The following is a 23,040-nucleotide window of genomic DNA, read 5'->3' as shown; positions in this document are numbered from 1 at the left end:
GGGGGCGGCGCCCCCCCCCCGCGGGGGGGGGGGGGGGGGGGGGGGGGGGGGGGGGGGGGGGGGGGGGGGGGGGGGTTGGCGGTCCTCCACCCACCCCCCCCCCCCCCCCCCCCCCCCTTCTCTGTTCAGGGATTACGTATGCCGATGTTGAGGTTTTCTCAACACATGGCTACGGTGGTTGACCATGCAGCAGGACGAGGTGGCCGCACGGGTCCGACAGGTGATCGACGCGGCGGGTGTGAGCGCGCGTGAGTTCGCGCGGCGGATCGTCATCGATCCGTCGAAGCTGTCCCGTTCCCTGAACGGCACACGCCGCTTCACCGCCGCCGAACTGGCCCGGATCGCGGACATCGGCGGCGTGGACGTCGGCCGGCTGATCGGTACGCCGGCCGACGCGGCGGGCGACACCGCGACGGCCGTGCGCGCCCCGTCGTCCCCTCGCCCGCCTTCGCCCTCACCCGAGGGCGGCAGACCCCTGCAGATCGTGCGCGAGACCGTCCGGCTCATCGCCGAGCGTGGATTCCATGCCGTCCGGGTCGCGGACATCGCCGCGGCCTGCCACACCAGCACGGCGGCGATCCACTACCACTTCCCCGGCCGCGACGAGTTGCTCGAAGCGGCGGTCCGCTGGTGCATGGACGAGGACACCCGTCGCCGTGCCGACGCCACGGCCGGTACCCGTCATGCCGGGGACGAGCTGCGCCTCCTGATCGAACTCCAGACGCCCCGCACCGAACAGCAACGGCGGCAGTGGTGCGTCTGGCTCGACCTGTGGGCCGAGGCCGCCCGGTCCACCACGGTCGGACGGCTCCATGTGGAGTACTACCGCCAGTGGCGCGGGACGGTCGCCGATGTGATCCGTCGCGGCGTCGGGCAGGGCGTGTTCCGCCCGGTCGACGTGGACGGCACGGCCCTCGCCCTCACCGCGCTGATCGACGGACTGGCCTCCCAGGTGCTGGCCACCGAGCCCGGCCTCCCGGGCACCGACGCGCAGGCCATGCACGACGCGCTGATCGCTCACGTGGACGCCTGCCTGACGGCACCCACGCCCGGCTGACACCCGCGCCCGCCCCGTACTCGCACCCGCACCCGCACCCGCACACCCGAAGAAGCCCCGCACCCCCGCACCCCCTGAACTCCCGAACTCCCCGAGAGGAGACGTTTTCGTATGCCCGTGAACCAGGACGTCATCATCACCTGCGCCCTCACCGGAGCCGGCGACACCGTCGGCCGCAGCCCCCATGTCCCCGTGACGCCCGAGCAGATCGCCGCCTCCGCCGTCGAGGCCGCCGGCGCCGGGGCGGCCGTGGTCCACATCCATGTCCGCGAGCCGGAGACCGGCGCCCCCTCCCGCGATCCCCGCCTCTACCGCGAGGTCGTCGAGCGGATCCGGGAGACCGGCACCGACGTGATCATCAACCTGACCGCCGGGATGGGCGGGGACCTCGTCATCGACCCGGAGGCCCCGCTCCGACAGCTGCCGGGCACCGACCTGGTCAGCGGGCTCGACCGGCTGCCGCACGTGGAGGACCTGCTGCCGGACATCTGCACCCTGGACTGCGGTTCGCTCAACTTCGGCGACGGCAGCAACCTCTACGTCTCCACCCCCGACATGCTGCGCACCGGCGCGAAGCGCATCCAGGAACTCGGGGTCCGGCCCGAACTGGAGATCTTCGACACCGGGCAGCTGTGGTTCGCCAAGCAGCTCCTCGCCGAGGGGCTGCTCGACGATCCCACGGTCTTCCAGCTCTGCATGGGCATTCCGTGGGGCGCGCCCGCCGACCCGGGCGTCCTCCAGGCGATGGTCAACATGCTTCCGCAGGGATCCCAGTGGGCGAGCTTCGCGCTCGGCCGGATGCAGATGCCCTGGGCCGCCCAGTCGATCCTGCTCGGCGGACACGTCCGGGTCGGGCTGGAGGACAACCTCTATCTGGGCAAGGGCGTCAAGGCCACCAACGGCCAGTTGGTGGAGCGCGCCGTGCGGATCACCGAGTCCCTGGGTTCCCGGGTCGCCACGCCCGACGAGGCGCGCGAGAAGCTCGGCCTGCGCCCGCGTGCCTGACCGGACTCCCCCTTCTCCTGCCTTCCCTTCCCTTCCCTCCCCCCACCGTCCTTCTGGAGTGCCGCCCGTGACTGTCACCCCCTCTGCCGCCGCGACCGACGGCCCCGCCGCCCCCTGTGCCCCGGAGGACGTACGCCGTGTCGCGTGCGTCGGTGCCGGAGTGATCGGCGGCGGCTGGGCGGCCCATTTCCTCGCCCGCGGATACGACGTCACCGCCTGGGACCCGGCCCCCGACGCCGCCGTCCGGCTGCGCCGGCTCGTCTCCGCCGCCTGGCCCGCGCTGGAACAGCTCGGCCTGGCCGACGGAGCCTCGCAGGACCGGCTGACCGTCACCGCGACCCTCGAAGAGGCCGTGGCCGACGCCCAGTTCGTCCAGGAGAGCGCCCCGGAGAAGCTGGACCTGAAGCGCGATCTGCTGGCCCGGCTGGACGCCGCCGCGCCCGCCGGTACGGTGATCGCCTCGTCGACCTCCGGCTATCCGATGACGGACATGCAGACGGAGGCCGCCGACCCCGGGCGGCTCGTCGTCGGGCACCCCTTCAACCCGCCCTACCTCATTCCGCTGGTCGAGGTCGTCGGCGGTGAACTGACCGCGCCCGCCGCGGTCGACTGGGCCTCGCGCTTCTACGCCGTCGCGGGCAAGTCCGTGATCACCATGGACCGCGAGGTCCCCGGCTTCATAGCCAACCGGCTCCAGGAGGCCCTGTGGCGCGAAGCCCTCCACATGGTCGCCAACGGCGAGGCGACGGTGGCGGAGATCGACGCGTCGATCACCGAGGGGCCCGGGCTCCGCTGGGCCGTGATGGGTCCGATGCTCACGTTCGCGCTCGCGGGCGGGGAGGGCGGGATGGCCCATATGCTCGACCACTTCGGCCCGTCGCTGAAGTCGCCCTGGACCCGGCTCGAAGCACCCGAACTGGACCGGGCACTGTACGAGGCGGTGGTGGCCGGCTGCGAGGAGGCCGCGGACGGCCGGAGCATCGCCGACCTGGTCGCCGAGCGCGACCGGGGTGTCATCGACGTCCTGCGGGCCACGGGCCGCCTGCCCCGTCCCGCCGAGGAGGCGACCCGATGAGCGAGCACACGACCCCCGAGGAGACGACCGTGCCCGACGACGACGCCACGGAACTCCCCCTGGTCCACCGGACCGTGCGGCCCGAGTGGATCGACTACAACGGCCATATGAGCGAGGCGTTCTACGTCCTGGTCTTCGGGTACGCCACCGACGCGATGATGATCGAGACCGGTCTGCACGCCGGGTACCGGGAGAGCACCGGCTGCTCGCTCTACACCGTCGAGTCGCATCTGCGCTATCTCCGCGACGTGGCCGAGGGCTCCCATCTCGCCGTCCGCACCAGTCTGTTGGGCGCCGACGCGAAGAAGGCGCGCTTCTGCCACGAGCTGTACGTGGTCGACGCGCCGGACGGCGTACCGGAGCCGGAGGCCGCCCCGGTGGCGACGAGCGAGCTGCTGGCGCTCCATGTGGACCAACGGGCGGGCCGCACCGTCCCGTTCCCGGATTCCGTACGGGAACGGCTGACCGCGCTCGTCGAGCCGGCGCCGGAGTGGGCGGGCCGCTCGATCGCCGAGGTCCCGGCGGTCCGCTGAGCCGGCCCGGACCCCGGGCCTCTGCCCTCTCCCCCCGGCTTCGCCCTCGACCACGGGCGAAGCCGGGTATGGCGTCCGCGTTGCCTCCGTGTTGCGGAGCATGACGGGCCGTTGCGGGCCGTTGCGGATTCGTGGCCAAGCGGGCGACACGCTTCCGAGCGTGCGGAACGCGGCCTACGGTCCGTATTCAGCCCGTCACCGCCCCGTGCGAGGAACCACATGAGCCAGCCCCTCGACTCCGTCACCGCAGGCCACACCCCCGAGGACCAGAACCGGCAGGACCCCGGCGCCGCCTGGTCGTTCGAGACCAAGCAGATCCACTCCGGCGCCGCCCCGGACCCGACGACCGGTGCCCGCGCGGTGCCGATCTACCAGTCGACGTCCTTCGTCTTCCGCGACACGAAGCACGCGGCCGACCTGTTCTCGCTGGCCGAGCCGGGCAACATCTACACCCGCATCCACAACCCCACCCAGGACGTCCTGGAGCAGCGCATCGCCGCTCTGGAGGGCGGGGTCGCCGCCGTCGCGCTGGCCTCGGGGCAGGCCGCCGAGACGCTGGCGATCCTGACGCTGGCCGGGGCCGGGGACCACATCGTCTCCTCCCCGTCGCTGTACGGCGGCACCTACAACCTCTTCCGCCACACGCTTCCCCGCTTCGGCATCGAGGTGACGTTCGTCGAGGACCCCGAGGACCAGGAGGCCTGGCGGGCGGCGGTCCGGCCCAACACGAAGGCGTTCTTCGCCGAGACGCTCGGCAACCCGCGTGGCGACGTGCTCGACGTGCGGGCCGTCGCGAACACCGCGCACGGGGCCGGGGTGCCGCTGATCGTCGACAACACCGTGCCGACGCCCTTCCTGCTGCGGCCGATCGAGCACGGCGCGGACATCGTGGTCCACTCGGCGACCAAGTTCCTCGGCGGGCACGGCACGACGATCGGCGGCGTGGTCGTGGACGCCGGCACGTTCGACTTCGGGGCGCACGCCGAACGCTTCCCCGACTTCCACGAGCCCGACCCGAGCTACCACGGGCTGCGCTACTGGCCCGACCTGGGCCCGAGCGCGTTCGCGGTGAAGCTCCGGGTACAGCTGCTGCGCGACCTGGGTCCCGCCCTCTCGCCGCACTCGGCGTTCCTGCTGCTCCAGGGCGTCGAGACGCTCAGCCTGCGGCTGGAGCGGCACACCTCCAACGCGCTGGAGCTCGCCCGCTGGCTGGAGCGGCGCGACGAGGTGGAGACCGTGCACTACGCGGGTCTGGAGTCGAACCGCTGGTACGAGGCCGGGCAGCGCTATCTGCCGCGCGGGGCCGGGGCCGTGCTGGCCTTCGAGCTGAAGGGCGGGGCCGAGGCGGGCCGGCGGTTCGTGGACGCGGTCGAGCTGTTCAGCCACCTCGCCAACATCGGTGACGTACGGAGCCTGATCATCCACCCGGCCTCCACCACGCACAGTCAGCTCACCGAGGAGCAGCTCATCGCCACCGGCGCCACGCCCGGTCTGGTGCGGCTGTCGGTGGGGCTGGAGAACGTGGACGACCTCAAGGCCGATCTGGAGGCGGGTTTCCGGGCGGCGAAGGCGGCGTCCTGAACCGGACGGCCGCACACCGCGCGCTCCCCCTCGTGCCGGCCTCCGGCGGCCGGCACGAGGGGGATCCGCCCGGTCGTCGCCGCTGGGCGGCGATCGAGGACCCGCTGCCCCTGGAGTCCGGGCTCCGGCTGCCGGGGGTGCGCCTGGCGTACGAGACCTGGGGGCAGCGGGCGGCGGACGGGTCCAACGCCGTGCTGGTGCTGCACGCGCTGACGGGCGACAGCCATGTGGCCGGAGCCGCCGGTCCGGGGCATCCGACGCCCGGCTGGTGGGACGCGCTGGTCGGTCCGGGCCGGGCGGTCGACACCGACCGCTGGTTCGTCGTCGCGCCCAACGTCCTGGGCGGCTGCCAGGGCAGCACCGGCCCTTCCTCGCTCGGCCCCGACGGCACACCGTGGGGGTCCCTCTTCCCGTATCTGAGTGTGCGGGACCAGGTGACGGCGGAGGCAGCGCTCGCCGATGTGCTGGGCATCGACCGGTGGGCGGCCGTGATCGGCGGCTCGATGGGCGGCATGCGGGCCCTGGAGTGGGCGGTGAGCAGGCCCGAGCGGACCGGTTCGCTGCTCGTGCTCGCCGCTCCGGCGGCCGCGTCCGCCGAGCAGATCGCCTGGGGCTCGGTACAGGTCGCCGCGATCCGCTCGGACCCGGGCTGGCACGGCGGGGACTACCACCACGCGCCCCCGGGCGGCGGCCCGCACCGGGGCCTCGGGCAGGCGCGCCGCATCGCCCACATCACGTACCGCAGCGAGGCGGAACTCGGCTCCCGGTTCGGCGGCCGGGCGGAGCCCGGGGAGGAGCCAGGGCACGGCGGCCGTTACCAGGTGGAGTCCTACCTCGACCACCACGCGGACAAGCTGGTGCGCCGGTTCGACGCGGGGAGCTATGTGACGCTCACCGAGGCGATGAACGGGCACGACGTCGGCCGGGGCCGGGGCGGGACCGCCCGTGCGCTGCGCCGGGCGGACATGCCCGCCCTGGTCGCGGGGGTGGACTCGGACCGGCTGTACCCCCTGGCGCAGCAGGAGCGGCTGGCCGCGCTGCTGCCGGGTGCGGACGCGCCGCGCACCATCGCCTCACCCTGCGGGCACGACGGGTTCCTCGTCGAGACGGAGCAAGTCGGCATACTGGTACGGGAGTTGCTCGCGCCGCTTCCGTACCCTCGTCCCACCCCCGTCCCACCTCCGGCCTTCCCCTTCACCTGACCTGCGAGGAGCTTCCATGAGTCCGGTTCCGACCGAGGACGCCTACGACCGGATACGGATGCGGCAGTGGGCCGACGGCCGGGCACGCTCCGCCGGGATCGAGCGCCGCGATCTGCTGAAGCTGGTAGCGGCCGCCTCCGTGGCCGTACCGCTGGCCTCGACCGCCGCACCGGCACAGGCGGCCGACGCACCGGCACGGGCGGCCGACGGGCTGCCGGGAGTGGTCAAGCCGCTGCCACCGGAGCTGTTCACGCTGCGCGGCACCAACGCGGAGACGAAGTTCGAGGCTCTGCGGGACACCGGTCTGCTCACCCCCGCCGACCGGTTCTTCGTACGCAACCACACCGCCACCCCGCGCATCGACCGGGCCGACTGGAAACTGACGGTGTGGGGCGACGGGCTGCGGGGCGGCCCGGTGGACTTCACCTTCGCGGATCTGCTGGCCCTGCCCTCGGTGACCCGGACCGCGTTCGTGGAGTGCGCGGGCAACGGGCGCAGCTTCTTCGCCTCGCAGCAGGGCCAGGAGGTCAGCGGCACCGCGTGGACGCTCGGGGCGATCGGGACGGCGCGCTGGCACGGGGTGCGGCTGTCGGACGTGTTGCGCCGGGCGGGGATCGGGCGGCACGCGGTGGACGTCCTGCCGCGCGGCCTGGACGACGAGGTCGTCACCGACGGGGTCGAGCTGGGGCGGGTGCGCCGGCCGCTGCCGGTGGCGAAGGCGCTGGACGACGTGCTGCTCGCGTACGGGATGAACGGCGGGCCGCTGCCGCCCGACCACGGCTACCCGGTCCGGCTGATCGTGCCGTCGTGGGTGGGCATCGCCAACATCAAGTGGGTCGGCGACATCGAGGTGAGCGCCGAGCCGCTGCTCACCCCGTGGAACACGGGCCTCTACCGGCTGTTCGGTCCCGGACATCCGCCCGAGGGGAGCGCGCCGCTGACCCGGCAGACGCTGAAGAGCGCCTTCGAGCTGGCGCCGGGAGCCTCGTTCCGCTCGCATCGGCGCGCGCTGCTGACCGGGCGTTCCTGGTCGGGCGGGGCGCCCGTGCGGGCCGTGGAGGTCAGCACCGACGGCGGTCGGCACTGGCGGGCGGCCCGGCTGCACGACGCGCCACGGGCCGGGAGCTGGGTGCGCTGGTCGGCGGACTGGGTGCCGGCACGGAAGGGCGCGACGGAGCTGCTGGCGCGGGCCACGGACCGGTCGGGGCGCAGGCAGCCGAAGGCGACGGCGCACAACACCCAGGGCTATCTGTTCGACGCGGTGGTGCGGCATCCGGTGACGGTCAGCTGAGGTCCCGTGCCGGGCGGGCCCCGGCCAGTACGGCGGTGTGGACGGCGCGGGCGATCCGCGCGCCCCAGGGGGAGCGGGGTCCGGCGAAGGGTTCGCCGCCGTCGGGCCCCGGTTCGGGGGCGGCGACGCACACGGCGTCCGTGGGGGTGCCCGAGCAGTCGAGGCCGGCGTCCAGGAGGGCCTGGACCTTGGCCTCGGTGGCGGTGGCGACGGCGTTGACGAGGGCGGCGTCGGAGAGCGCCACGGGCAGCGTGACGACGATGTTGACCGTGCCCGGCCGGAACGGGGACGCCTCGGCGTCCTCGGGGGCCGCCGCCCAGCCCCGTACCCCGAGGCCCGCCGTGACGGTCGCCGTGACACCGCCGTCGTGGCCGGTCGTGTACGCGGCGACGTCGGCCGCGGTCAGCAGCCCGGCGCCCGGGCCGGTGAGCCCCTCCGCGACGGCGATCTCGGCGAGGTGGCGGTCCGGGTCGAGGCGCGGGTAACCACCGGGGACCTGGGCGTTGAGGATCCAGGCCCGGGGGCCGATGCCGCCGCCGAGAACGGCGCTGCTGCAGACCCGGACGCCGGGCCCCAGCCGCCAGACGAGGTGGTGGAGGTGGTGCCCGTCCTCGTGCCGGTCGCGCAGTTCGCCGCGTTGCGCGGGCAGCCGGAGGCGTACGGAAGAGATGGCGCACCCCTGGTGGCTCGGCGGATCGGCGGTGGTCCGTCGTGCGGCCGCCACGGTCCGCCGATCATATGCGGGCCCGGCGCGGGAGCCGCACCCTCACCCGATTGGCCTAACGCCTGCCAGGACGGCCCGGCACCGCCGCACGGGGCCGGGGCCCCGCACCGGGCCCCCGGGGGCCGCGATCGGGGCGGGCGGGCGGTTGCAGCGGCCATGGGGGTGAGGCGCGATGGAATCCGGACGCGCCACCTCCGGTGGAGCCAACCACAGGGCGTGCCCGAGAGGAGGAATCGGTTATGGGAGCCGCTGACGGTTTCACGGATTCCGGAGAACTCGACGGTCTGACCGTGTACGACAACGACGGCGAGAAGGTCGGCAGTGTGGGCCGGGTGTACGTCGACGACGACACCGGCAAGCCCGACTGGGTCACGGTCAAGACCGGCCTGTTCGGCATGAAGGAGAGCTTCGTCCCGCTCGCCGGAGCCCGTCGAGTGGGCTCCGACCTGCACGTCGCCCATCCGAAGGACAGCGTCAAGGACGCCCCCCGGGTGGACGCGGACGCGCACCTCTCCGTGGCCGAGGAGGAGGAGCTGTACCGGCACTACGGCCTGACCAAGAAGTCCGGCAACCTCGGTGACAACCGGTCGGCCGGCATGGACGCGCCGACCACCGCCGGGACCGGGGCGATGGGCGCGGCCGGTGCCGCGGGCGCCGCGGGCGCGGCCGGTGGGACCGGAACGGCCCCCGGGGCCAAGGCGACCGGGAAGGCGACCACGGCCGGGACGAGCGCCGGGATGGCCGGCGCGGGAACGACAGGAGCTGCGGGCATGGCAGGAGCAGGCAGCGGTACGGGCAGGCACCGCGACACGGACGCCTCCACCACGGCACGCCCGCTGGCGGGCGCCGGAGCGGGCACGTCCCGGGCGGCCGACATGAGCGGCAAGGAGGAGATGATCCGCTCCGAGGAGCAGCTGCACGTCGGCAAGGAGGAGTACGAGAGCGGCACGGCGCGGCTGCACAAGTACGTGGTGACCGAGGAGGTCACCCGGACCGTGCCCGTGTCCCACGAAGAGGTACGGGTGGTCCGCGAACCGCTCCAGCCCGGTGAGAAGACCACCGGGACGACGGACTTCGGCGAGCAGGACGTCGAGGTCACGCTGCACGCGGAGCGCGCCACCGTACGCAAGGAGGCCGTGCCGGTGGAGCGGGTCCGGCTGGAGACCAACCGGGTCACCGAGCAGAAGGAAGTCTCCGCCGAGGTCCGCAAGGAGAAGATCGACTACGCGGACGGCAAGGACATGGGCACCGGCAAGGACGCCGGTGGCGAGTTCGGCCAGGGGCGACGCCGCTGACCTGAACCTCGCAGGTGGCCGACAGGCCGCTCCCACGTCCTCGGCCGCCGGGCGGGCTCGCACACGGAGTCCGCCCGGCGGACTGTCCGGCGCGGTTCGCCCCCTCTCAGCTGCGTGCCGAGGGGGGGCGCGCTCAGCGGCGCGGCAGGAACCGTACCGAGGGGCGTCCGTCGGGACCGTCCGGGGTGACGACCGCCCGGACCCCGTAGACGTCCTCGATGAGGTCCGCGGTGATGACCTCGGCCGGGGTGCCTCCGGCGACGACCCGGCCGGCCTTCATCACGGTGATCCGGTCGCAGAACATCGCGGCGAGGTTGAGGTCGTGCAGCGCGACGACGCTGGTGACGGGGAGTTCGGCGACCAGGGCGAGCAGGTCCAGCTGGTGCTGGATGTCGAGGTGGTTCGTCGGTTCGTCCAGGAGGAGTTCGCGGGGCCGCTGGGCCAGGGCCCGGGCGATCTGGACGCGTTGGCGTTCGCCGCCGGACAGGGTGTGCCAGGACTGCCCGGCGCGGTCCGTGAGCCCGGTGCGCCGCAGCGCCTCGGTGACGGCGTCCTCGTCGGTGCGGTCCGGGGCGGACCAGGCGCGCCGGTGCGGGATGCGGCCGAGGCGTACGACGTCCAGGACGCTGAGGTCGACCTGGGTAACCGCGTGCTGGTCGACGACGGCGATGCGGCGGGCGACGGTACGGCGGCCGAGACCGGCGAGGGGGTCTCCGTCCAGGGTGACGACGCCGGTGTCCGGGGCGAGGAGGCCCGCGAGGATCCGCAGCAGGGTGGACTTGCCGGAGCCGTTGGGGCCGAGGAGTCCGACGGTGGAGCCGGGCGGCGGGGCGATGGCCACACCGTCGAGGATGAGCCGCCCGCCCGCCTCCCGGCCGACGCGGTCGGCGCGCAGCCCCTCGGAACCGTTCACGGTGTGGCGCGTCATGACGTGCTCCGGGTGCGGTACAGGACGAGGACGAAGGCGGGGACGCCGATCAGCGCGGTGACGACGCCGACCGGCACCTCCTGCGGGTCGAGGGCGGTCCGGGCGAGGGTGTCGACCCAGACCAGGAAGATCGCCCCGGCGAGCGCGGTGACCGGGAGGAGCCGGCGGTGTCCGGAGCCGGTGAGGGCGCGGGCCGCGTGCGGCAGGACCAGGCCGACGAAGCCGATCGCCCCGGCCGCGCTGACCAGGGCTGCGGTCAGCAGGGCGGTGGTGCAGAGCAGCACGATCCGGGTGCGGGCGACGTTCACGCCGAGCGCGGCGGCGGCGTCCTGCCCGAAGGCGAAGGCGTCGAGCGTACGGGCGTGGGCCAGGCAGACCACCAGGCAGCCGGCGAGGACGGCGGAGCAGAGGGCGACCTCGGTCCAGCCGACGCCGCTGAGCGAGCCGAGGAGCCAGAACAGCACCCCGCGGGTCTGCTCGGCGTCGGCGGAGGTCATCACGACGAAGGAGGTCAGGGCGGAGAAGAGCTGCATCGCGGCGACGCCGGAGAGGACGACCCGGTCGGTGGAGCCGCCGAGGGTGTGGCTGAGCAGCAGCACCAGGGCGAACGAGCACAGCGCCCCGACGAACGCCCCGGCCGACAGCGACACCGCTCCCCCGCCGACCCCGAGGACGACCACCACGACCGCCCCGGTCGAGGCTCCGGAGGAGACGCCGAGGACGAAGGGGTCGGCGAGCGGGTTGCGCAGCAGGGACTGCATCACCGTGCCGCACACCGCGAGCCCCGCGCCGCACACGGCGGCGAGAAGGGTGCGGGGCATGCGGAGGTTCCAGATGATGCCGTCGCGGATCGGGCTGAGGTCACTGGCGCCGAACCCGAGGTGCGCGGCGACGGCGGACCAGACGTCGGGCACGGAGATCCGGGCGGGCCCGATGGTCACGGCGACCGCGACGGAGAGCAGCAGGAGCAGGACGCCGCCGGCCCAGAGCAGTGCCTGGACCGGCCCGCCGACCCGCCGTTCACCGGCGGACCGCTGCACCGTCGGGTTCCCTCCGCTCACCCCGCGAGCCCGAAGTCGCGCAGTCCGGCCGCGACGCGCTCCAGGCCCTCGACGGTCCGGATGGTGGGGTTCATGGCCTGGCCGCTGAGCAGCACGTAGCGGCGGTTCCTGACCGCGTCCATGGTCTTGGTGACCGGGTTGGACTCCAGGAACTCGATCTTCTTCTCGGCGCTCTCGGCGCTCTGCATGGTGCGGCTCAGGTCGCCGATGACCAGGACGTCGGGGTTGCGGTCGGCGACGGTCTCCCAGCTGATCTGGGGCCATTCGTCGTGGGTGTCGTCGAAGACGTTCTTCGCGCCGAGTTCCTTGGTGATGACGCCGGGGGCACCGCAGCAGCCCGCGAGGTAGGGGGCCTTGGAGTCGGAGAACCAGTAGAGGAGGGAGGCGTCCGAGGCGTCGATGCCGTCGGTGGCCCTGTCCACCCGTGCCCGGAGCTTCTTCACCAGCTTCTCACCGCGCTCGGGGACGCCGAACACCTGGGAGAGCTCACGGACTTCGGTGTAGACGCTGTCCATCGTGAGGGGCGCGGTACGGGCTCCGTCGCCGCCGCCGCTGTTGTCCTTGCCGGTGCAGTCGGCGGGCGAGATGTACGTGGGGACGCCGAGCTTCTCGAACTGTTCGCGGGGGGCGACGCCGCCCTTGGCGAGGGTGGAGGCGAAGGAGGCGGAGACGAAGTCGGGCTCCTTGTCGAGGACCTTCTCCGAGGAGGGCCGGTTCTCCGATATGCGCTCCACGCCCTTGTTGGCCTTCTCCAGGCCCTTCATCACCGGGTCGCTCCAGGTGGCGGTGCCCGCGAGCCGGTCGGCGAGGCCGAGCGAGAGGAGGATCTCGGTCGAGCCCTGGTCGACGGAGACGGCCCGCTGGGGCGGGGTCTTCACCGTGACGGTGCGTCCGCAGTTCTCGAGGGTGAGCGGAAACCCGTCGGCCTTGCCGCCCTCGGCGGCCGTGGTGCTCCCGTCGCCGCCGCAGGCGGTCAGCAGGAGGAGTCCCGCCGCGAGCAGGGCGGCGGTACGTATCGGGGCGGGGGTGGCCGTGGACAGCACGAAGGACCTCTGTTGTCTCTGGGCCCAGCCGCGGAGCCCGTCGTACGGTTCCCGTGCCCCGGTTCGGGGCGCGGATGCCAGCAGGTCTTCGGACTCGGGTTCGTCCGGGCGGGACGCCTTCCCGGAGCACCTGGGTGCTCCAGTGGCCGTGGCCCCGCCCGTCCCCCTCACCGCTGCGCGTCAGTTCCGGATTCGCACCGGATTCCCTGACCCCGTCGCTGGGGTTCGACTGGCCCCGGCAAGCTATCACGCGCCTTCCCGCAGATCAGACGCGGTGCGGCGGGTCACTGTGCGCGGGGCCGGTGCGGCGCGGGATCGTCCCGGCCGCACCGGCCCGGCGGATTCCGCCCGGGCTACGGAGCCTGGAGGGCGATCACCGCGTTGTGGCCGCCGAAGCCGAAGGAGTGGCTGACGGCCCGCCGTACGGGCACCTCGCGCGGGACCTTGGTGACGCAGTCGATGTCGAACCCGGGCTCGGGGGCGTCCAGGTTCGCGATCGGCGGGACCAGCCCGTGCTGGAGCGTGAGGATCGTCAGGCCCGCCTCGATGGCGCCGGCCGCCCCCATGCAGTGGCCCAGTACGCCCTTGGGGGCGGTGACGGGCGGCCGGTGCGGGTAGGCCCGGGCGATGAGGGCTGCCTCGGTGGCGTCGTTGAGGGGGGTCGACGTCCCGTGCGCGTTGACGTGGTCGACGTCCTCGGCGTGCCAGCCCGCGTCGCGCAGCGCGCCGTCGACGGCCGCCCGTGCGATGTCCCCGGAGGGGTGGGGGCTGGTGGGGTGGTGGGCGTCGGTGGTGGCGCCGGTGCCCGCGATCAGCGCCCGGGGCGAGGCTCCTCGGGCACGGGCGTCCTCGGCCCGCTCCAGGACCATGATGGCCGCGCCCTCGCCCATGACGATCCCGGCCCGGTCGGCGGCGAAGGGCCGGCAGAGGCGGGCGGGGTCGCCGTCCCGCAGCGCTGCCGCGCCGGAGCGGGCGAAGCCGGTCATGGCGACCGGGAACACGATCGACTCGGTGGCCCCGGCGATGGCGATGTCGCAGTGGCCCAGCGTCAGCATGTCCCGGGCCACCGACAGCGCGGTCACCCCGGACGAACAGGCCGTGCACGGGGCGAGGCTGGGTCCGGTGGCCTTCATCCGGATGGCGATCTCGGCCGCGGGCATGTTCGGGATGGTCAGCAGGATGCCCGAGGGCGAGGTGGCCTCGGGGCCGCGCCGCTCCAGGGCGACGGCCTGTTCGGTGAGTCCGGCGGATCCTCCGCTGCTGGTGCCGACCACGACGGCGACCCGGGGGCTGTCCCAGTGCGCGGGGTCGAGCCCGGCGTCGGCGACCGCCTCCCGGGCTGCCAGGACGGCGAACTTGACGTACCGGCCCATCCGGAACGCGGTCCGGCCGCCGACGGCGTCGTCGAGGTCGATGCCGGCGACCGTGCAGGCGAAGTCGACGGCGCAGCCCCGCAGTTCGGGGACGGTGCGGGCGGGCGACTCCCCGGCGCGGACTCCGTCCCAGGTGGTGTCGGTGGTGTGGCCGACCGGGGTGATCATCCCCAGGCCGGTGACGGCGATGGCGGGTCGCTTCATCGGGTGTTGCTCACCGGCACCGTGGCCTCGGCCGCCGCGCTGCCGACGGCCGCGTCGATGTACGCGGAGATGTCGGCCAGCGTGGCGTCCTTGTACAGCTTCTCCGAGTCGGCGTCGACGCCCAGGGTCTCCTTGATGATGACGGCGAACTCGGCGACCGCGAGGGAGTCCATCTCCAGGCTGTCCATCGTGGACTCCGGCAGGATCTCGGCGGCGGGCACCTTGAACGTTCCGGTCAGCACCTCGGTGATCTTGGGGTGGATGGTCTTCATGGCGATTCCTCTCATCGGCGTTTCACCGGCAGGTGGCCGGCTCGGGTTTTCCCGACGGCGGGTAGGTGAACGCAGCAACCCACCGCCCGAAGTAACTGGATGACGATCTTCCGGTTACGCCCTGGGGCGAACCGATTCGTCTGCGCTCACCTGCGGCTTCTCGAACCATCGGGAGAGGATCGAGGTGGTTCCCCAGTACGCCAGCAGGACCCCGCGGGTGCCGAGCGCGGCCACCTTCTCGCGCAGCGGACGCCTCCTGCTGCCGCAGACGGGCTGCCGGAACTCCGCCGCGCGGCCCCGGATTCCCGCCCTGCGGCCCCGGTGCCAGGGCCCCTCGGGGTCGTCGTAGACCTCCGCGTAACCGGGTCCGGCGATCGGCCAGTCCGACATCAGGCGCTCGGGGAGCGCGAAGGACCCGACCAGGGCGGGGGTGTGGGCGGCCACGACGGCGACCGCCTCCTCCACCGCCTCGGGCAGAAAGGTGACCTGATCGGCGGTCAGCCGTCCGGAGGCGAGCAGGTCGCCGCTGTTGCGGGCGATCCACCGGAGCGCGAAGAGCCTGCGCAGCTCGGTGAGCCGGGCACGGGCCTCGCCCTCGGGGAGGGAGGCACCGGCCTCGGCGTACGCCTCGTCGGCCTGCCGGTAGGCGTACGCCTCGACGCCGCGCAGCGCGGCCGAGGAGGCGGCGTTCCAGCGGCCGAGCGGGTCGCCGGGCGGGGCGGCGCTCATCCGCTCGCGGGCGCGGGCGAACCAGAGGTCCTCCACGGCCGCGAACAGCCGGCCGAGGAAGGCGGGGTCGTCCAGCTCGCCGGGGCCGTCGTCCTCGGCCGCTTCCCGGACGGTGGCGCTGAACAGCATCTCGGCGGCGGCCTTGGCGTGCACGGCGAGGTTGTCGCCCTCGGCGGTGATCGCGCCCTCGATGCCGGTGAACAGCTCGGTCATGCCGTTGTTCTCCAGGAGCCCCTGGGCGCCGCACCGTTCGCGGCACTCGACGATGACGCCGCGCGCCTGCCAGGTGATCCACCCCTTGGCGACGGCCACCAGGCGCTCCGCCTCCTCCCGGTCGGCCTCCGGGGCCGACTCCCAGCGGTCCAGGGCCCTGCGGTGCAGCAGGCTCATCGCGTAGACGGTGGCCATCGCCCCCGCGAGCGGCCCGTGGTGGGTGCGGTGCGCGTACACCGGGACCCGTTGGGCGGCGCGCGATCCGGAGATCATCCGGTGACCGGCGTAGCGGACGGCGATGGCCAGGGTGACCCGGGCGGAGCCGACCGCGCAGGCGCTCATGGAGAGCTTGCCGGGGGTGACCCGGCCGATGGAGGTGAGGAACCGCCGTCTGCGGTTGGGGATTTCACTGCGGAAACGGCCGTCGTCGCCGATCCGTCCCTGTTGTCCGGCGAGCAGCGCGTCGCGCGGGACGAAGCAGCGGTCGAAGGAGGTCAGGCAGTGGTCGACCGGGGAACCCATCCGGGCGGGCAGCCGCCGCACCCGTACGCCGGGCAGGGAGCGGTGGGCGTCGGTGAGCGGGGCGAGGAAGAGGAACACGCCGTGGTCGGCGCCGTCGGCGAGGAGCCGGGCCGCCACCACACCGGACTTGGGGCCTCCGGCGGGGCTGGTGTTGGGCATGAACTTCTGCGCCCCGGCGTGCGGGGTGTGCAGAACGAAGCCGTCGCGTTCGCGGTCGTACGTCGCGGTCGTCTCGACGGCCGCCGCGTCGTTGCCGTGCGCCACCTCCGTACAGAGGAAGGTGCCCACGCGCCGCAGGGCGAGGAAGTCCGACAAGTCGCGCAGCGTGTCCGCGTCGTGGTCGAGGAGGCTGCCGAGGAAGAGGTTGTAGTGGATGCCCGCCACGGTGGTCAGCGCCGGGTCGACGGGGCCGAGCCACTCGTGCAGGGCGGCCAGCGCCCGGGGGTCGGCGGCCAGTCTCGCGCCGCTGTCGAGCGCGTTGTTGAGGATGCGCAGCCGGTGGTAGGAGAGGGCGAGCCGTTCGTCGGGTGTGCCGCCGCCGGGGCGGCGAAACGGTTCTGTTGTGAGCAGTCGTCGCCAGAATCCGTGTTCCTGGCGGAAGTTCGGCCCGAAGAGCACCGTGGTGAGCAAGTCGTTCGTGGACGGCGGAGCCGCGTCATTCATGGTTACGGTCACAACACAGTAACGATCAAGGAACGGCGAGGACACCCCTCGCCGTCCCGAAATGCCCCGCTTTTCAGGCGCGTTGGAAGGCGAGGGCGACGTTGTGGCCGCCGAAGCCGAAGGAGTGGCTCAGCGCCGTCCCGACGCGCTGGTGCCGGGGTTCCTTCGTCACGCAGTCGAGCGGGAAGGCGTCGGGGAGCGCGTCCAGGTTGGCGATCGGCGGAATGGCGGAACGTTCCAGCGTCAGGACGGTCGCCACCGCCTCGATCGCGCCCGCCGCCGCCAGGGTGTGCCCGACGACGCCCTTGGGCGCGGTCACCGGCGGCCGGTGCGGGAAGAGCCGGGAGATGAGGGTGGTCTCCATGGCGTCGTTGAGGGGCGTGGAGGTGCCGTGGGCGTTGATGTGGTCGACGTCGCCCGGTGTCCAGCCCGCCTGGTCGAGCGCCGCCTGGACCGCCCGCTGGGCGCCGTGCCCGTCGGGGGCCGGGGCGGTGGGGTGGTGGGCGTCCGTGCTGGACCCGGCCCCGGTGAGCAGGGCGCGGGGACGCCGGCCCCGGGCGCGGGCCCCGGCCTCGCGCTCCAGGACGAGCATGGCGGCGCCCTCGCCGATGACGAAGCCGTCCCGGTCGGCGGCGAACGGGCGGGACGCGGCCGCCGGGTCGCCGGTGCGGGTGGACAGCGCGCCCATCCGGGCGAAGGCGGTGACCACCAGCGGGGTCAGCACCGACTCCGCGCCGCCCGCCACCACCACGTCGCAGCTGCCGCCGAGCAACAGGTCGCGGGCGACGGCGATCGCGGTGGCCCCGGAGGCGCAGGCGGTGGCGGGGGCGAGGCTCGGGCCGCCCGCCTTCAGCGCGATGGCGACCTCGCCCGCCGCCGCGTTGGGGATCATCATCGGGACGAGCAGCGGGGAGACCGCGTCGGGCCCCGAGGCCGCCAGCTTGGCGGCGTTGTCGACGAGGACGGAGACGCCGCCGACGCCGACGCCGAGGACCACCCCGACCCGGCTGCCGTCCCACCGTGCGGGGTCGAGTCCGGCGTCGGCGACGGCCTGCCGGGCGGCCACCAGGGCCAACTTCACGAACCGGGCCATCCGCCACACCGACCGGCCGCCCACCGCCGCGTCCAGGTCGATGCCGTCCACCGGACAGGCGAAGTCGACCGGCAGACCGGCGAGTTCCTCGCACCGCCGGGCGGTGGAGCGCCCGGAGCACAGCCCCTCCCAGAAGCTGTGCTCGTCCGCCCCTGCGGGTGTCACCAGGCCGACCCCCGTCACCGCGATGGCGGTGCCGGCTCCGGCCTCGGTGCCCTGATCAGCGGGGAGCGACATGCTGTGTTCCTTCCGTAGAATCCGTCGAAATGGTCCCCGGGGGCCCCGGCCAGCGAAGTGCCGCCGAACCCCAGGTCAGTCCGCCCCCGAAGGCGGTGAGCAGCACCCGGTCGCCGGCCCGGAGGCGGCCCCCGTCCGCCGCGTCGGCCAGGGCCAGCGGGATGGAGGCGGCGCCGGTGTTGCCGACCCGCTCCAGATGGGTGACGCAGCGCTGCGGCGCGATGCCGACCCGCTCCGCGACGGCGCGCAGGATCCGGGCGTTGGCCTGGTGCGGTACGAAGCGGTCGACCTCGGCCGGGTCCCAGCCGACCCGGTCCAGGAGCGTCCGGCATGAGCCGGTCATCCGCTCGACGGCGTGCTGGTAGACCGTGCCGCCCTGCATGCGGAAGAACCCGTCGCCCGGGCCCGGCGGTTTCCCGCTCGCCCGCGCGCGGGCCCCGCCGCCCGGGACGGTGATCAGCTCGTAGCCCGTACCGTCGCTGCCCAGGTCGAACGCGAGCAGTTCCCCGGGGTCGCCGGAGCGCCCGGCCGCCACCAGGGCGGCGCCCGCCCCGTCGCCGAAGACGACGCCCGCCGAGCGGTCGTCCGGGTCGAGCCAGGTCGAGTAGACATCGGCGCCGACCAGCAGGACCCGCCCGTAGAGACCCGATGCGACCAGTCCGTGACAGACGGCGAGTCCGTAGACGAAGCCGCTGCACACGGCGGCGATGTCCAGGGCCGGTACGGTGCCGAGCCCGAGCCGGGCCGCGAGCGCGGGGGCGGTGCCCGGACAGAGGTGGTCGGGGGTGGCCGTGGCGAGGACGACCGCGTCCACCTCGCCCGCCGCCGGGGCGCGGGCCAGCAGCCGGGAGGCAGCCTCGTAGGCGAGGTCCCCGGTGGCGACGCCCGGTCCGGCACGGTGCCGGCTGCCGATGCCGGTGCGACGGCGGACCCAGGCGTCGTCGATGCCCCAGTCCGCGGGGAGCCGTTCGTTGCCGACCGGTTCCCCCGGCACCCAGCCCGCCACGCCCTCCAGCACCGCCGTGCGCGTCCCGGCCGCTAAGACTCCCGCCCGCGTCCCCGGCTCCGTACCGCTGTCGGCCGTCCGTCTCCTCGCCACCCGTTGCCCCGATCCCGTTGTCGTACTGCATCCGGTTGACGAACGGCGGAACGTCTCACGAGGGTGCGTTCGACTGCGCCGAACGGGTCATGACGAGGCGTCAGTTGTGAGCCAGGGCTTCCCGGAGCTCGTCCGGGCCGGGCGGGTTGGCCCCGGCCCGGGAGACGGTCACGGCGGCGGAGGCCACCGCGTGGCGCAGGACGTCGGCGACGGTGTCCCGGTCCACGGCGCGCAGCCGCTCGCGCGCGTCCGGGCCGAGGAGGCCGTGCCCGGCGAGGGCGTGGAGCGTCCCGGACATGAACGCGTCGCCCGCGCCGACGGTGTCGGCGACGGTGACGGGCAGCGCTTCGGCGGCGGCCCGGCCGCCGGAGAACAGGGCGAACGCGCCGGCCCCGCCCCGGGTGACGAGGACCAGCGCGGGGCCGGCGGCGAGCCACCGCTCGGCGACCCGCTCCGGCTCCTCGTCCGGGTGCAGCCACCGCAGGTCCTCGTCGCTGGCCTTCACCACGTCGCTCAGCGCGACGCAGCGCTCGACCCGGGCCACGGCCCGGGCGCGCTCACCCATCAACTCGGGCCGCACATTGGGGTCGTAGCTGACGGTGGCGCCGGCCCGCAGGGACTCCACGGCGGCCAGGACCGTCGCGGCCCCGGGCTCGACGACGGCCGCGATCGAGCCGGTGTGCACATGGAGCGGCGCCCGGTCGAGCACCACCGGGCCGAGGGTCCAGCCGACGTCGAAGGTGTACGTGGCGTGCCCCTGGCCGTCGAGGGTGACGGCCGCCGACGGGGTGGGGCCGATGGCGCCGTCGGTGCGGACCGCGACCCCGGCGGCGGCCAGATGGTCCCGGATGAGCCGCCCGTGGCCGTCCGGGCCCAACTGGGTGAGCAGGGTGGTGTCATGGCCGAGGCGGGCCAGGCCGTACGCGACGTTCGCGGGGCCGCCGCCCGGGTGGACCCGGTCGGCCTCGCCCGGCAGCCGGACGATGTCGGCGACGCATTCGCCGATGACCAGCAGTTCACGGGGGTCAGGCATGGGGGTGGGTCTCCTGCAGTGCCGTGGGGTGGGTGTCCGGGTCAAGGCTGACACTCTCCGGGGACTCCGGCGCGGCCCGGCGGACCCACAGGAGCGCACCCGCGAGCAGGACGGCGGCGGCCAGCAGCCAGGGCAGCGGGCCCAGCGGCAGCATCCCGGCGACGAGTCCCGCGCCCGCGCCGCACAGTTGGAGGGCGAGGGACTGCACCGAGAGTGCGGTGGCCCGGCCCGAGGAGTCGACGCGGCGGTGGAGCAGGTCGTTCTCGTTGGGGCCCGCGATGCCGAGTCCCAGGTAGACGAGCCCGTATCCGGCAGCGGCGGTCGTCGTGGCGAGCGCGTCCGTGGCCGAGGAGGTGGCGGCCGTGATCCCGAGCAGGGTCAGGCCCGCCGCGGCCACCCCGAGGCCCGCGAGCACCGCGCGTTCGCTGCTTCCGGTCAACCTGGCTGCTGCCGGGGCGAGTTGGCTACCCAGGGCGGCGCAGGCGAACCCGGCGCAGGCGAGGGCGGCGAAGAGTACGGCCCCGGACTCGGCGGCCCCGGTGAGCGCGGCCGCCCGGCCCGGGGTAAGGAGTTCGAGTGCGGCGAAGGCGGCCCCGGTGGCGCTCGCGGTCAGCAGTACGCGGCGGATCAGGGCGTCCCGGGCGGCGAGCCGGAGACCGTCGGCGATGGCGGCGGGCACACCGCCCAGGATGCCGCGCAGGGTGACCCCCGGCCGGGGCGGTTCGGGGAGAGCCCGCAGGACATGGAGGACGAAGACGACTTCGACGGCCGCACCGAGGAGCGCGGGCACCGAGAGCGGCAGGACGAGCCCGGAGGTGACGTCGGTCAGCCAGGCTCCCGGGTCGGGGCCGAGGCCGAGCAGCCAGGGCAGGGCGCCACCGAGGAGCGTGCCCAGGGCGAGCGCCACGGAGACCGCCGAGCTGCCCCGGGCCAGACCGGTGCGCACATCGGCGTCGGGGCCGGCCGAGGCGTGCACGGTGTCGACGTACCAGGCCTCGGCCGGGCCGCTGGACAGGGCGCGCGCCGAACCCATCAGCGCCATACCGAGGATGAACACCCAGGCATCGGTACCGAGTCCGAGCAGCGTCAGGGCGGTCAGGTTGAGAAGTCCGGCGGTGGCGAGGACCGCACGCCGACCGATGACGTCGGAGAAGCCTCCGGTGGGCAGCTCCATCGCGGCGGCGGTGAGGGAGTGCGCGGCGAAGAACCCGGCGATGGCGGCGAGGCCCATGCCGCGTTCGGTGAACAGGAGCACGGCGGGGGCGAGACTCATGCCGATGGGGAGCCAGAAGAGGAAGGAGACCGCGACGAACCGGCGGCGCGCGGTCGCCTCGTCCAGGCCGGATATCGGGGCGGCGGCGAGGGCCGGTCCGCCGGTCACGACGCGTCTCCGGCAGCGGCGGCGTCCGTACCGGCCACCGGGTCCGGGGCCAGCGGGAGTCCGGCGGTGAACAGGACGACCTGCTCGGCGCGGGGGTCCTCGGCGTCGCGGGCGGTCAGCTCTTCCGTCTTGGCCTGGAGCACCTCCCACAGCTCGGAGAGCGACTCGGGGGTCAGCCGGGGCATGAAGTCGTTGACGCCCGACGGCTCCTGCCATTCCCGTCCCAGGCGGCCGCTGTCCAGATCCGCCTCGTGGCGTTCCAGCGACCGCTGGAGGTGCTCGATCTGGCGGCGGTGCAGAACGCTGAGGATGGTGCTGCCGCCGGGGCTGCGGTGCATCGCCTCGTTGCTCCACGAGGTCATGTCGTGCACGGACTTCCAGCGGCGTTCCCGGCCGTCACGGTGGTCGGCCTCGGTGACGAACGCGTACTTGGCGAGCACCCGCAGGTGGTAGCTGGTGGAGGCCGAGGACTCCCCCGTCCTGACCGCGAGTTCACTGGCGGTGGCCGGGCCGTGCTGCCGGAGCAGCCCGAGCAGGGTGAGGCGCAGGGGGTGGGTGAGGGCCTTGAGGGCGGCCCCGTCCTGTGCCGGATCGAGTATGCGACGACCGTCTTCGCTGTCCATGACCGCAGCGTAGAACGGCGGAGGCACTTTCCCAAAGTATTTTTGCAGAATATTTTTGGGAAACTTGGCCGGTGACGGTCGGACGGTGACGGTCAGGAGTCGGCAGGAGCCCCCCGGCGTGCCCGCAGGACCTCGACCACCTCCCGGCACCAGTCACGGTTGGCGCGTTCGAAGTCCCGCCCCCGGCGACAGGTGAGATACGGGCCGACGCGCGGTCCGTGGAGCAGGAACTCCGCCTCGTCCAGCCCTCCGCGCATCCCGCGCAACTGCTCCTCGAACAGCGCGGCCTTGGCCTCGGCGAACGCGTACCGCTCGGTGAGCCGCTCGATCAGCACGTCCGTGTCGAGGTGGTCGGCCGCCTGGACCTGGACCAGCAGGTCCTCCCGGAGGAACGCGGGCTTGGCGGCGGCGGACGCGAAGCTCTCCAGCTCGGCCAGCCCCTCGCCGGTGACGCGGAACAGCCGCTTGTTGGGGCGCGCCTCCTGGACGACCTCGCGGCCCGCGACCAGCCCCTCCTTCTCCAGCCTGGCCAGCTCCGCGTAGACCTGCTGCGGCAGGGCGTGCCAGAAGTTCGCGACACCCGCCGCGAACGCCTTCGTGACCTGGTAGCCGCTCAGCTCCTCGTCGAGCAGCGCCGCCAGCACCGCGTGGCGCAACGCCATCGGACCGCCTCCCTCTCCGCCGCGTCCGGGCCGTCCCCGTCCACGCCCACCCCTGTTCGGAACACCGAACCCCATGATAGTCATGAAACTGACTAGTCACATTCATGACTATGCAACGCGCCTCAGCAAGGACGCACCTCA

General features: G+C 73.8%; 21 protein-coding genes and 1 riboswitch. Of the genes, 8 read left to right on the top strand and 13 right to left on the bottom strand.

Features of this window, described 5'->3' with window-relative positions; all coding sequences use genetic code 11:
• Window positions 1-184: 184 nt before the first annotated feature.
• From ACIQPT_RS27245 to ACIQPT_RS27215, 7 genes are all read left to right on the top strand, one after another.
• Window positions 185-1,057: a TetR family transcriptional regulator C-terminal domain-containing protein gene (locus tag ACIQPT_RS27245; RefSeq protein ID WP_401159413.1), complete on the top strand. Its 873-nt coding sequence runs from the start codon at window positions 185-187 to the stop codon at window positions 1,055-1,057.
• A 111-nt stretch (window positions 1,058-1,168) separates the two neighbouring features.
• On the top strand, window positions 1,169-2,062 hold the full coding sequence (locus ACIQPT_RS27240) for a 3-keto-5-aminohexanoate cleavage protein (protein WP_401159411.1): 894 nt from the start codon (window positions 1,169-1,171) through the stop codon (window positions 2,060-2,062).
• A 67-nt stretch (window positions 2,063-2,129) separates the two neighbouring features.
• On the top strand, window positions 2,130-3,137 hold the full coding sequence (locus tag ACIQPT_RS27235; RefSeq protein ID WP_401159410.1) for a 3-hydroxyacyl-CoA dehydrogenase NAD-binding domain-containing protein: 1,008 nt from the start codon (window positions 2,130-2,132) through the stop codon (window positions 3,135-3,137).
• Complete coding sequence (locus tag ACIQPT_RS27230; RefSeq protein ID WP_401159408.1) at window positions 3,134-3,670, top strand: thioesterase family protein; 537 nt, start codon at window positions 3,134-3,136, stop codon at window positions 3,668-3,670. The genes ACIQPT_RS27235 and ACIQPT_RS27230 overlap by 4 nt, the downstream gene beginning before the upstream one ends.
• A gap of 219 nt (window positions 3,671-3,889) precedes the next feature.
• Window positions 3,890-5,251, top strand: a complete 1,362-nt coding sequence (locus ACIQPT_RS27225; protein WP_401159407.1) for a bifunctional o-acetylhomoserine/o-acetylserine sulfhydrylase — start codon at window positions 3,890-3,892, stop codon at window positions 5,249-5,251.
• The gene (locus ACIQPT_RS27220; RefSeq protein ID WP_401159427.1) at window positions 5,248-6,453 is read left to right on the top strand and encodes a homoserine O-acetyltransferase; all 1,206 of its coding nucleotides are present in this window, start codon (window positions 5,248-5,250) and stop codon (window positions 6,451-6,453) included. The genes ACIQPT_RS27225 and ACIQPT_RS27220 overlap by 4 nt, the downstream gene beginning before the upstream one ends.
• 16 nt (window positions 6,454-6,469) lie before the next feature.
• On the top strand, window positions 6,470-7,744 hold the full coding sequence (locus tag ACIQPT_RS27215; RefSeq protein WP_401159406.1) for a sulfite oxidase: 1,275 nt from the start codon (window positions 6,470-6,472) through the stop codon (window positions 7,742-7,744).
• Here the strand turns inward: ACIQPT_RS27215 and ACIQPT_RS27210 are convergent.
• The gene (locus ACIQPT_RS27210) at window positions 7,737-8,414 is read right to left on the bottom strand and encodes an adenosylcobinamide amidohydrolase (protein ID WP_401159425.1); all 678 of its coding nucleotides are present in this window, start codon (window positions 8,412-8,414) and stop codon (window positions 7,737-7,739) included. The genes ACIQPT_RS27215 and ACIQPT_RS27210 overlap by 8 nt on opposite strands.
• Window positions 8,415-8,707: 293 nt before the next feature.
• On the opposite strand from ACIQPT_RS27210, the gene ACIQPT_RS27205 reads away from it, so the two are divergent.
• Complete coding sequence (locus ACIQPT_RS27205) at window positions 8,708-9,763, top strand: PRC and DUF2382 domain-containing protein (protein ID WP_401159404.1); 1,056 nt, start codon at window positions 8,708-8,710, stop codon at window positions 9,761-9,763.
• 133 nt (window positions 9,764-9,896) lie between these two features.
• On the opposite strand, the gene ACIQPT_RS27200 is transcribed toward ACIQPT_RS27205, so the two are convergent.
• The 12 genes from ACIQPT_RS27200 to ACIQPT_RS27145 all read right to left on the bottom strand — a co-directional run bounded on the left by ACIQPT_RS27200 (window position 9,897) and on the right by ACIQPT_RS27145 (window position 22,899).
• The gene (locus ACIQPT_RS27200) at window positions 9,897-10,691 is read right to left on the bottom strand and encodes an ABC transporter ATP-binding protein (protein ID WP_401159402.1); all 795 of its coding nucleotides are present in this window, start codon (window positions 10,689-10,691) and stop codon (window positions 9,897-9,899) included.
• A complete protein-coding gene (locus ACIQPT_RS27195) occupies window positions 10,688-11,731 on the bottom strand; it encodes a FecCD family ABC transporter permease (protein WP_401159400.1) in 1,044 nt (347 codons plus the stop codon). The genes ACIQPT_RS27200 and ACIQPT_RS27195 overlap by 4 nt, the downstream gene beginning before the upstream one ends.
• Window positions 11,732-11,748: 17 nt before the next feature.
• Window positions 11,749-12,795, bottom strand: a complete 1,047-nt coding sequence (locus ACIQPT_RS27190; protein ID WP_401159398.1) for an ABC transporter substrate-binding protein — start codon at window positions 12,793-12,795, stop codon at window positions 11,749-11,751.
• A 61-nt stretch (window positions 12,796-12,856) separates the two neighbouring features.
• Window positions 12,857-13,044, bottom strand: a riboswitch (cobalamin riboswitch).
• Between the two features lie 104 nt (window positions 13,045-13,148).
• Window positions 13,149-14,372 carry a beta-ketoacyl-[acyl-carrier-protein] synthase family protein gene (locus tag ACIQPT_RS27185; protein WP_401159397.1) on the bottom strand — a complete coding sequence of 408 codons (1,224 nt, stop codon included), beginning with the start codon at window positions 14,370-14,372 and terminating at the stop codon, window positions 13,149-13,151.
• A complete protein-coding gene (locus tag ACIQPT_RS27180; protein WP_164619385.1) occupies window positions 14,369-14,644 on the bottom strand; it encodes an acyl carrier protein in 276 nt (91 codons plus the stop codon). The genes ACIQPT_RS27185 and ACIQPT_RS27180 overlap by 4 nt, the downstream gene beginning before the upstream one ends.
• Window positions 14,645-14,758: 114 nt before the next feature.
• Window positions 14,759-16,771 carry an acyl-CoA dehydrogenase gene (locus ACIQPT_RS27175; protein ID WP_401159394.1) on the bottom strand — a complete coding sequence of 671 codons (2,013 nt, stop codon included), beginning with the start codon at window positions 16,769-16,771 and terminating at the stop codon, window positions 14,759-14,761.
• 73 nt (window positions 16,772-16,844) lie between these two features.
• Window positions 16,845-18,101: a beta-ketoacyl-[acyl-carrier-protein] synthase family protein gene (locus ACIQPT_RS27170; RefSeq protein WP_401159393.1), complete on the bottom strand. Its 1,257-nt coding sequence runs from the start codon at window positions 18,099-18,101 to the stop codon at window positions 16,845-16,847.
• Window positions 18,085-19,200, bottom strand: coding sequence for a beta-ketoacyl-ACP synthase 3 (locus tag ACIQPT_RS27165; RefSeq protein ID WP_401159390.1), 1,116 nt, complete (start codon window positions 19,198-19,200; stop codon window positions 18,085-18,087). The genes ACIQPT_RS27170 and ACIQPT_RS27165 overlap by 17 nt, the downstream gene beginning before the upstream one ends.
• Window positions 19,201-19,300: 100 nt before the next feature.
• The gene (locus ACIQPT_RS27160; RefSeq protein WP_401159389.1) at window positions 19,301-20,233 is read right to left on the bottom strand and encodes a carbohydrate kinase; all 933 of its coding nucleotides are present in this window, start codon (window positions 20,231-20,233) and stop codon (window positions 19,301-19,303) included.
• Window positions 20,226-21,614 carry an MFS transporter gene (locus ACIQPT_RS27155; protein ID WP_401159388.1) on the bottom strand — a complete coding sequence of 463 codons (1,389 nt, stop codon included), beginning with the start codon at window positions 21,612-21,614 and terminating at the stop codon, window positions 20,226-20,228. The genes ACIQPT_RS27160 and ACIQPT_RS27155 overlap by 8 nt, the downstream gene beginning before the upstream one ends.
• Window positions 21,611-22,237 (bottom strand): ArsR/SmtB family transcription factor, encoded by a 627-nt coding sequence (locus ACIQPT_RS27150; RefSeq protein ID WP_401159386.1) that lies wholly within the window; start codon window positions 22,235-22,237, stop codon window positions 21,611-21,613. The genes ACIQPT_RS27155 and ACIQPT_RS27150 overlap by 4 nt, the downstream gene beginning before the upstream one ends.
• A gap of 92 nt (window positions 22,238-22,329) precedes the next feature.
• On the bottom strand, window positions 22,330-22,899 hold the full coding sequence (locus tag ACIQPT_RS27145) for a PadR family transcriptional regulator (protein ID WP_401159384.1): 570 nt from the start codon (window positions 22,897-22,899) through the stop codon (window positions 22,330-22,332).
• Between the last annotated feature and the right edge of the window lie 141 nt (window positions 22,900-23,040).

Origin of the sequence: Streptomyces sp. NPDC091289 (assembly GCF_044757365.1) — a bacterium.
Taxonomy (GTDB): Bacteria; Actinomycetota; Actinomycetes; order Streptomycetales; family Streptomycetaceae; genus Streptomyces.
Note: the sequence above shows the minus strand (reverse complement) of the source record. Positions and strands in the feature narration are given on the sequence as shown.